This is a genomic window from Jiella soli, from assembly GCF_020615385.1.
Classification (GTDB): domain Bacteria; phylum Pseudomonadota; class Alphaproteobacteria; order Rhizobiales; family Rhizobiaceae; genus VKMB-3413.
This window is the reverse complement of sequence record NZ_JAJAVB010000027.1, coordinates 248,282-257,241: the sequence shown is the minus strand read 5'-3', so window position 1 is coordinate 257,241 and position 8,960 is coordinate 248,282. Positions and strand designations below refer to the sequence as shown.

At 66.9% G+C, this 8,960-nt stretch carries 8 protein-coding genes; 2 read left to right on the top strand and 6 right to left on the bottom strand.

What is annotated here, in order from left to right; translation table 11 throughout:
* On the bottom strand, positions 1 to 622 hold a 622-nt coding region (locus LH400_RS19640; RefSeq protein WP_229154864.1), incomplete at its 3' end, for a cache domain-containing protein.
* 230 nt (positions 623 to 852) lie between these two features.
* On the opposite strand from LH400_RS19640, the gene LH400_RS19635 reads away from it, so the two are divergent.
* Positions 853 to 1,233, top strand: a complete 381-nt coding sequence (locus tag LH400_RS19635) for a rhodanese-like domain-containing protein (protein ID WP_229154863.1) — start codon at positions 853 to 855, stop codon at positions 1,231 to 1,233.
* A gap of 103 nt (positions 1,234 to 1,336) precedes the next feature.
* Complete coding sequence (locus LH400_RS19630; protein WP_229154862.1) at positions 1,337 to 3,028, top strand: AMP-binding protein; 1,692 nt, start codon at positions 1,337 to 1,339, stop codon at positions 3,026 to 3,028.
* 27 nt (positions 3,029 to 3,055) lie between these two features.
* Here the strand turns inward: LH400_RS19630 and glgX are convergent, their stop codons facing one another.
* The 5 genes from glgX to glgA all read right to left on the bottom strand — a co-directional run bounded on the left by glgX (position 3,056) and on the right by glgA (position 8,960).
* The gene (gene glgX, locus LH400_RS19625; protein WP_229154861.1) at positions 3,056 to 5,152 is read right to left on the bottom strand and encodes a glycogen debranching protein GlgX; all 2,097 of its coding nucleotides are present in this window, start codon (positions 5,150 to 5,152) and stop codon (positions 3,056 to 3,058) included.
* A gap of 75 nt (positions 5,153 to 5,227) precedes the next feature.
* Positions 5,228 to 5,428: a type II toxin-antitoxin system RelE/ParE family toxin gene (locus LH400_RS19620; RefSeq protein ID WP_229154860.1), complete on the bottom strand. Its 201-nt coding sequence runs from the start codon at positions 5,426 to 5,428 to the stop codon at positions 5,228 to 5,230.
* Between the two features lie 89 nt (positions 5,429 to 5,517).
* Positions 5,518 to 5,793, bottom strand: coding sequence for a hypothetical protein (locus tag LH400_RS19615; protein WP_229154859.1), 276 nt, complete (start codon positions 5,791 to 5,793; stop codon positions 5,518 to 5,520).
* 92 nt (positions 5,794 to 5,885) lie between these two features.
* Entirely contained in the window at positions 5,886 to 7,514 is a 1,629-nt protein-coding gene (locus LH400_RS19610) for an alpha-D-glucose phosphate-specific phosphoglucomutase (RefSeq protein WP_229154858.1), read from the bottom strand.
* Between the two features lie 9 nt (positions 7,515 to 7,523).
* Positions 7,524 to 8,960, bottom strand: coding sequence for a glycogen synthase GlgA (gene glgA, locus LH400_RS19605; protein WP_229154883.1), 1,437 nt, complete (start codon positions 8,958 to 8,960; stop codon positions 7,524 to 7,526).

The following is an 8,960-nucleotide window of genomic DNA, read 5'->3' as shown; positions in this document are numbered from 1 at the left end:
AACGGGCCAGCGGCCAGGCGCAGCCGATCAGCACGAGCAGAAGAAGAGCGGACCAGAAGGCGGCCTTTTCGGCAGCCTGGAAGAAACTCGACTCGATGTCGTCGACATAAACGCCGGTCGCGATCGACCACTGCCAGGGCGCGAAGGCCTCGGCATAGGCGAGCTTGGGAGAGGGCGCTGTCTCGTTCAGCCGCGGCCAGACATAGTTGGTGAAGCCGCCGCCTTCCTTCGCATGGCCGATCAGATCCCGGCCCTGATGAAATCCGTTGGCATCCGTGTCGTCCCAGCCGTTCTTGCCTTCCCGGTCCGGATTGGGATGGACGACGATCACACCGTCGAAGCGATGGATGAAGAAGTAGTCGTTGTTGCCATAGCGGATCGACCGGACGGCGGAAGCTGCCAGCCGCTGCGCGTCTGCCTCCGAGATCTCCCCCTTCTCCGCCTGCGCGGCGAAGCCCTTGACGATCGCGACGGCGGTTTCGACCTGTGACTGGAGGAGTTCCTTGCGGTCGGCCCACATCGACTGGTGGAGCGAGTAGAGCTGGACCGACATCGCCGCAATGCTGAGGACGGCGGCGGCGGCGATCAGCAGGGCGAGCTTGCGTGTTATCGAGAATTTCATCGAAGGGAACCGGGGAATGGAGGGAAGAACGAGGCGCAACGCGTGGACCTTCGTGGAAAAGTGCGAAGAAACACTTAGCTGGCTCCGATCACGACGCCGGATGATGTCTCCAAAGGACGACGCCGCAAGTCTTGCATGAAGCGCCCTGCCGCGCGGCGCGCGGCGCATCGCCAAGCCGCGCGCATGCGGCTATCCTCGCCCCTTTATCGCGGCTGCAGCAGGAGAGCATGATGGCGACATCGATGAAGGACATGATGGATGCGGCGAATGCGGCGGTGCCGAAGATCTCGGCCGAGGAGGCCAGGCGCCTCGCTGCCGAGGAGAACGCGCTGATCCTCGACGTGCGCGAGGCCGCGGAGGTGGCGGCGAGCGGCAAGGCCAAGGGCGCCCTCAACGTGCCGCGCGGCATGCTGGAGTTCAAGGCCGATCCCCAGGCGCCCTCGCACGACCCGGCCTTCGACAAGGATCGGCCGATCGCCATCTACTGCGCCGCCGGCGGACGCGCCGCGCTCGCCGGCAGGACGCTGCAGGAAATGGGCTACGACAAGGTCTACAATCTCGGCGGCTTCAAGGACTGGGCCGAGGCCGGCGGCGAGACCGAACCCGGCTGAGTTGCGACGCGCCGCAAGGGCCCGGGAGAGCGGAGGCTCCCGGCTTCGCGGACGCGGCGGCGAGAGGGATGAAGCATCGGCAGGTAACCGTTGGGAGGACGGGATGACGACTGAGCTGAGCTACACACATGGGGCGAGCCCCACGCCGCTCCTGCCGCTGACCATCGGCGGGTGCCTCGCCCGGGCGGCGGAACAATTCCCCGACCGCGAGGCGCTCGTCGTCGCCCATCAGGACACGCGCTGGACCTATCGTCGCCTCATGGAGGAGACGGACGTCTTCGCCGCCGGCCTCCTGGCGCTTGGCCTGAAGCCCGGCGAGCGGATCGGCATATGGTCGCCCAACAACACCGAATGGGTGGTGGCGCAATTCGCGAGCGCGAAACTCGGGCTGATCCTCGTCACCATCAATCCCGCCTACCGGGTCCACGAACTGGAATATGCGCTGCGAAAGGTTGGCTGCGCCGCGCTGATCCTCGCGCCGGCGCTGAAGTCCAGCGACTATCTCGCCATGCTGTCCGAACTCGCGCCCGAACTGGCAGCCTCGGCGCCGGGAGCGCTTCATGCCGAACGGCTGCCGCAGCTGCGCACGGTGATCCGTCTCGGCGAAGAGCCCTCGCCCGGGATGTTCAATTTCGCCGAAATCCCCGGCAAGGCGACGGCCGAAGACCGCCGCCGCCTCGAGGCGATCAGCGCCAGCCTGCAGCCGGACGGGCCGATCAACATCCAGTTCACCTCGGGCACGACCGGCCGCCCGAAAGGGGCGACGCTCACCCATCACAACATTCTCAACAATGGCTACTTCGTCGGCGAGGCGATGAAGCTGACCGAGGCGGACCGGATCTGCATCCCGGTCCCCTTCTACCACTGCTTCGGCATGGTGATGGGCAATCTCGGCGCCGTCACCCATGGCGCGGCGATGGTGATCCCGAGCGAAAGCTTCGATCCGCTCGCCGTCCTGAAGACGGTGGAAGCCGAGCGCTGCACCGCGCTCTACGGCGTGCCGACGATGTTCATCGCCGAGCTGAACCACAAGGAGTTCGCGTCCTTCGATCTCACCTCGCTGCGGACCGGCATCATGGCCGGCTCGCCCTGCCCGGTGGAGGTGATGCGGAAGGTCCTCTCCCAGATGCACATGCCGGAGGTGACGATTGCCTACGGCATGACCGAGACGAGCCCGGTGAGCTTCCAGAGCGCGGTGGACGATCCGCTGGAGCGCCGGGTCTCGACGATCGGGCGCGTCCATCCGCATGTCGAGGTGAAGATCGTCGACGCGGAAGGACGGATGGTGCCGCGCGGCGAGCGCGGCGAACTCCTCACCCGCGGCTATTCGGTCATGCGCGGCTACTGGGACGATCCGGAAACGACGGCGGCCGCGATCGACGATGCGCGCTGGATGCACACCGGCGACCTCGCCGAGATGGACGCGGAGGGCTATTGCAACATCGTCGGGCGGATCAAGGACATGGTGATCCGCGGCGGCGAGAACATCTATCCGCGCGAGGTCGAGGAGTTCCTCTACTCCCATCCGAAGATCCGCGATGTCCAGGTCTTCGGCGTTCCCGACCGGCACTATGGCGAGCAGCTCTGCGCCTGGATCGTGCCGAACGAGGGTGAGGAGCTCTCGGAGGCCGAGGTGATCGCCTTCTGCGACGGGCGGATCGCGCATTACAAGATCCCGCGGGTGATCCGCTTCGTCGACGCCTTCCCGATGACGGTGACCGGCAAGATCCAGAAGTTCGTCATGCGCGAGGCGATGATGGAGGAACTGGGCTCGCCGGCCGAGAAGACCGCATGAGAGACGGCCCGGCGCTTTCCGCACCGGTCAGATCGCCTCCTCGGTCAGGACGAAGACCGACCGCGCCGCAATCGTGAGGGGGCCGCCGGACAATTGCACCGGCGCCGCCTCAGGTCGGTCGGAGCGGATCGCCAGACGATAGCCGTGGCCGGAGCGTGCGGTGGGCAGGGTGACCGCGGCGTCCGTCGGCGACGCATTGCAGTAGACGATCGCCCGGTCTTCCTCGCAGTCTTCCGCGGCATCGGCCGGGTGCAGCGCCGAGACGCTCATGCCGAGGAGGTGGCGGGCGGCCTCGTTCCAGTCCGCCTCCGCCATCGCCTCGCCGCTCTCGGCGAGCCAGACGACATCGGGCATGTCGGTGCCATTCGCCGGCTCGCCGGTCAGGAACCGGTCGGCGGACAACGCGGGACGCGCCCGGCGCAGGGCGGACAGCCGGCCGACGAAGCTGGCGAGGCTGTCGTCGGCCTTCTGCCAGTCGAGCCAGGTGACCGGATTGTCCTGGCAATAGGCATTGTTGTTGCCGCCCTGCGTGCGGCCGAACTCGTCGCCTGCCACCAGCATGGGGGTACCGCGCGCCACGAACAGGGTCGCGAGGAGCGCCCTGATGTCGCGGCCGCGCGCCTCGATGATTGCGGGATCGTCGGTGTCGCCCTCGACGCCGTTGTTCCAGGAATGATTGTCGTTGTGGCCGTCGCGATTGTCCTCGCCATTCGCCTGGTTGTGCTTCTCCTCGTACATGACGAGATCGGCGAGGGCGAAGCCGTCATGGGCGGCGATCATGTTGACACTTGCGGACGGGCGGCGACCGCCGGCGGCGAAGAGGTCGGCAGAGCCGGAAAGCCGCGTCGCCAGCGCGCCGACCATGCCCGGCTCGCCGCGCCAGAAGCGGCGGACGTCGTCGCGGAAGCGGTCCTGCCATTCGAACCAAGGCGGCGGGAAGTGCCCGACCTGATAGCCGCCCGGGCCGATGTCCCAGGGCTCGGCGACATGGATGCGGTCCTTCAGCACCGGATCGGCGGCGACCGCCGCAAGGAACGGCGCCTCGGCCGAAAAGCCTGCCGGCATGCGCGCAAGGACCGTGGCGAGGTCGTAGCGGAAGCCGTCGATGCCGGTGGTCTCGACCCAGTGCCGGAGCGTGTCGAGAAACAGGCGGACCACCGGTTCACGTTGAGCGGCGAAGGTGTTGCCGCAGCCGGTATCGTTGACGAGCAGGCCGGGCTCCGCCTCGGCGTGGCGGTAGTAGAGGAAGTTGTCGAGACCGCGATAGGAGAGCGTCGGGCCGACCTCGTCGCTCTCGCCGGAATGGTTGAGGACGACGTCGAGAAGGACGCGGATGCCGCGCGCATGCAGCGCCTCGACCGCGCGGCGGACGTCGGCAAGGCCGCCCGGCGCAAGCCGAGGGTCCGGCGCCATGTGGGTGATCGGATTGTAGCCCCAGGCATTGGTGAGGCCGAGCCGCGTCAGATGCGCCTCGTCGATCCAGGCCGCGAGCGGCATCAGCTCGACCGTCTCCACCCCGATCCGTTCGAGATGGTCGAGGAGACAGGGCTCGGCGAGCGCGGCGATCGTGCCGCGGATCTCGGCCGGGATCTCCGGATGGCGCTGCGAAAACGCGCGCACCAGCACCTCATAGGTGAAGCCGGGCGGGGAAAAGGGCAGGGGCTCGGCATCGCGCGCGGGATCGCAGACGATCGCCTTCGGCATATAGGGGCTGCTGTCGAGGCCCTGCTCCGGCGGCGCGGCGAGCACCGGGTGATAGAGGAACGGCCGGTCGATCCGCACCGCATAGGGATCGACGAGCAGCTTCGAGGGATCGAAACGATGGCCGTCTTCGGGCGCATAGCGGCCCTCGGCCCTGAGGCCGTAGCGGGCGCCGGTTTCGAGCCCCGGCACGAAGCCGAAAAACACGCCGTTCTTGCGGCCCGGCAGCGCGAGGCGCTGGATCTCCTTGGTCCCGGCCGCGTCGAACAGGCAGAGATGGATCGCCTCGGCATTCTCCGAGACGACGGCGAAATGGACGCCATCCTTGGCGATGGTCGCGCCGAAGCGCTGGGGAAGGCCGCGCTCGGCGGTGATCTGGACGGTCATGGGGAAGGTGTAGCGGTTGAAGCTGGGCTGGGCCAAGCATGCGGCGCCGACCGAGGCGCTGAGTTCCGGAGGAGGCAAGCGCGTTTTGCAACGGACTACATTGCCTCTGTTTCAGTCCCGCCGATCCTCCCGCCCGTGCCAGACGCGCACGACCACGAGCGTATCCGCCTCCTCCTGAATCCGATAGCGCAAAACATAGCTGCTCTTGCCGAACGGGACGAAAAGCTGGCGATAGCTCGGGTGTGCGGCCATCTGCAGGCCGGCATACGGAGCTTGCAGCAGCATTTGCACGCCTTCATCGATAGCCGACATGTCCTTGGCTGCTGCCTACTGATTTCGCGCCAGTAGGAAGCGGTAGAGCCGTTCGATGTCTTCTTCCGCCTCAGGCAGGAAGACAAATTTCACCTGGGTTCCGCGTCCAGCGCATCGGCCGCAAGATGGCGGAGCCGATGACGGATCGTCTGGAAGGGGACGGCGGTACCTGTCTGCAGATAACGCTGCCAGCGCGCGCTATCCTCGGCTGCTTGCGCGAGTGCGCATTCGACCTGTTCGACATGGTCTTTGAGGACGCGGTCCGTGAGGTCCGGCAGGGAAACGCCTTCCCGTTCAGCAAGCAAGGAGAGTCGCTCGGTCAACTGCGGATCGATCTCGAGTGGCTGAGTCTTCTGGCTCGTCATAGAAGGTATCCTAGCGTCCGAATCCGTCTAATGGAAGCAGCTACCGGCCCCAGTGATCAGCCAGCCGGAAAGCGTCCCACTCCGACGTCAGATCACGTCACCACGTCCGGCGCTGTCCGTCCCGTCCGCTTCTTGATCTCGCCGATGACGTCGGCGGTATCGATCAACTCCTTCAGCGCGGCGGCCGGGTTCTGGTCCCGCTTTGCCGGGTCCTTCTCGTAGCGCTCGATATAGACGCGCAGCGTCGCGCCCTTGGTGCCGGTGCCGGACAGGCGGTAGACGATGCGCGAGCCGCCGGAGAAGACGATCCGGACGCCCTGGCCGGTCGCGATCGAGCCGTCGACGGGATCCTTGTAGGAGAAGTCGTCGGCCTCGGAGACCACCAGCGTGCCGAAGCGCTGGCCGGCCATGGAGGCGAGCCGGTCGTGCAGCGAGCCCATCAACTCGCCGGCGACCTCGGAATCGATCTCCTCGTAGTCGTGGCGCTGATAGAAGGTGCGGCCGAATTCCGTCCAATGGCTCTCCAGGACGGATTTCACGCTCTCGCGGCGCTCGGCGAGGATGTTGAGCCACAGGAGCACCGCCCACAGCCCGTCCTTCTCGCGGACATGGTTCGAGCCGGTGCCGGCGCTCTCCTCGCCGCAGATCGTCACCTTGCCGGCGTCGAGCAGCGTTCCGAAGAACTTCCAGCCGGTCGGTGTCTCGTAGATGCCGATCTTGCGCGCCTCGGCGACCCGGTCGGCGGCGCGGCTGGTCGGCATGGAGCGGGCGATCCCGGCGATCCCGACGGCATAGCCGGGCGCAAGATGGGCGTTGGCGGCAAGGACTGCGAGGGAATCGGAGGGTGACACGACGATGCCGCGGCCCATGACCAGATTGCGGTCGCCATCGCCGTCGGACGCCGCGCCGAAATCCGGCGCCTTCTCGCTCATCATCTGGTTGATCAGCGTCGCGGCATGGACAGCGTTGGGGTCAGGATGGCCGCCGCCGAAATCCTCGAGCGGCGTGCCGTTGATGACGGAGCCTGCCGGTGCGCCGAGCCGGTTCTGAAGGATCTCGGTCGCGTAGGGGCCGGTGACCGCATGCATTGCGTCGAAGCGCAGGGTGAAGCCGGAGGCGACGAGGTCGCGGATCTTCTCAAAGTCGAACAGCTCTTCCATCAGGCTGGCATAGTCGGCGACGGGATCGACGACCTCGACCACCATGTCGCCGAGCTTCGTCTCGCCGAGCCTGGAGATGTCCGGCGCCGTCTCCGTCCAGGTCCGGTAGCGGGTGATCGCCTTCGACTTCTCGAAGATCGCCGTGGTGATCTTCTCGGGCGCCGGGCCGCCATTCGCGATATTGTACTTGATGCCGAAGTCGCCGTCCGGGCCGCCCGGATTATGGCTGGCCGAGAGGATGATGCCGCCGCTAGCGCCGCGCTTGCGGATGAGGTTGGAGGCGGCCGGCGTCGACAACAGGCCGCCTTGGCCGACGATCACCCGGCCATAGCCGTTGCCCGCCGCCATGCGGATGGCGATGAGGATGACCTCGCGGTTGTAGAAGCGCCCGTCGCCGCCGATGACCAGCGTCTCGCCGCCGTCGCTGCCGGCGGCGTCGAAGATCGACTGGATGAAGTTCTCGGCGTAGTGCGGCTGCCGGAAATGCGGCACCTTCTTGCGCAGGCCCGAAGTCCCGGGTTTCTGGTCGTCATAGGGCGTGGTGGCGATCGTCTCGATCATCTTTGAAATCTACCCTCTCAGAAGGTCCCGATAGAGGTCGGCATAGAGCTTGGCGCTGGTGCGCCACGATACGTCGGCTTTCATCGCCGAGGCCTGCATCTTTTTCCAGGTCCGTGCGTCCTCATAGAGGCGCAATGTGCGGTCGACGGCCTTCAGGAGCGCGTCGGCGGCAGGCGGAGAAAAGATCACCCCCGTCGCCGCCTCGGCTGTGGTGGCGGCATAATTTGCGTCGATCACCGTGTCGGCAAGTCCGCCGACCTTGGCAACGACCGGAATGCAGCCGTAGCGAAGGCCATAGAGCTGGGTGAGGCCGCAGGGCTCGAAGCGCGACGGGATCAGGATGGCGTCGGCGCCGGCCTGCACCCGGTGCGCCAGCGTCTCGTCATAGCCGATCCTGACGCCGATGAGGTCCGGATGGCGGGCATGGGCGGCGAGGAATGCGCCCTCGATCATCGCCTCGCCCGATCCCACCACCACCATGCGGATGCCGCGTTCAACGACCGCGTCGCAGATCTCGGCGACGAGGTCGAGGCCCTTCTGCCAGGTCAGCCGGCTGACTACGGCGAAGATCGGGCCGTCCTCGCGCCTGAGGCCGAACTCGCCCTCCAGGGCCCGCTTGTTGTGGGCCCGGTTCTTCAGCGCGTGGAGCGAATAGGGAGAGGCGATCGCCGGGTCGGTTTCCGGGTTCCAGACGCTCGTGTCGATGCCGTTGACTATGCCGACGAGGCGCTCGCCGCGGCCGCTCAATAGGCCGTCGAGCCCCATCCCGCCGCCGGGGGTGACGATCTCGTCGGCATAGGTCGGGCTGACCGTGGTCACCACGTCGCAGGCGTGCAGTCCCCCCTTCAGGAAGCCGACATTGCCGTAATACTCCACGCCCTCGATCGACCAGTTGGTGGGCGGCAGGTCGAGCATGGGAAAGATGGTCGAGGGATAATTGCCCTGGAAGGCGAGGTTGTGGATCGTCAGGATCGTCTTCGGCCGCGGCCTGTTGGAGGCTGCGAGATAGACCGGCGTCATCGCCGCCTGCCAGTCATGGGCGTGGACGATGTCCGGCCGGTAGTCCGCGACCGCCCCTTGGGCGATCAGCGCGCCGGCCTTGGCGAGCGCCGCGAAGCGCCGCCAGTTGTCCGGATGGTCCTGGCCGCCGGCATCGCCATAGGGGCCGCCGAGCCGGTCGTAGAGTGTCGGGGCGTCGAGGACGAAAAGGTCCAGCCCTCCCACCCGTGCCGACAGGATGTCGGCTTCGACGCCGAGGAGATCCTTGAAACGGTGGACGATCGCGGCCTCGCCCAGCTGCTGCATGACTGCCGGGTAGCCGGGAACCAGCGTCGTCGAGGCGATGCCGTGCTCGGCGAGCGCGCCCGGAAGCGCTCCGGCGACATCCGCCAGCCCGCCGGTCTTGATCAGGGGGAAGATCTCGGACGCGACCCCCAGCGCATGGAT

What these genes read in the sequence shown, in the direction of transcription:
- LH400_RS19610 (WP_229154858.1), bottom strand. Translation starts at nt 7,514, where the DNA reads ATGATCGAGACGATCGCCACCACGCCCTATGACGACCAGAAACCCGGG.
- LH400_RS19620 (WP_229154860.1), bottom strand. Translation starts at nt 5,428, where the DNA reads ATGTCGGCTATCGATGAAGGCGTGCAAATGCTGCTGCAAGCTCCGTAT.
- LH400_RS19630 (WP_229154862.1), top strand. Translation starts at nt 1,337, where the DNA reads ATGACGACTGAGCTGAGCTACACACATGGGGCGAGCCCCACGCCGCTC.
- LH400_RS19615 (WP_229154859.1), bottom strand. Translation starts at nt 5,793, where the DNA reads ATGACGAGCCAGAAGACTCAGCCACTCGAGATCGATCCGCAGTTGACC.
- LH400_RS19635 (WP_229154863.1), top strand. Translation starts at nt 853, where the DNA reads ATGGCGACATCGATGAAGGACATGATGGATGCGGCGAATGCGGCGGTG.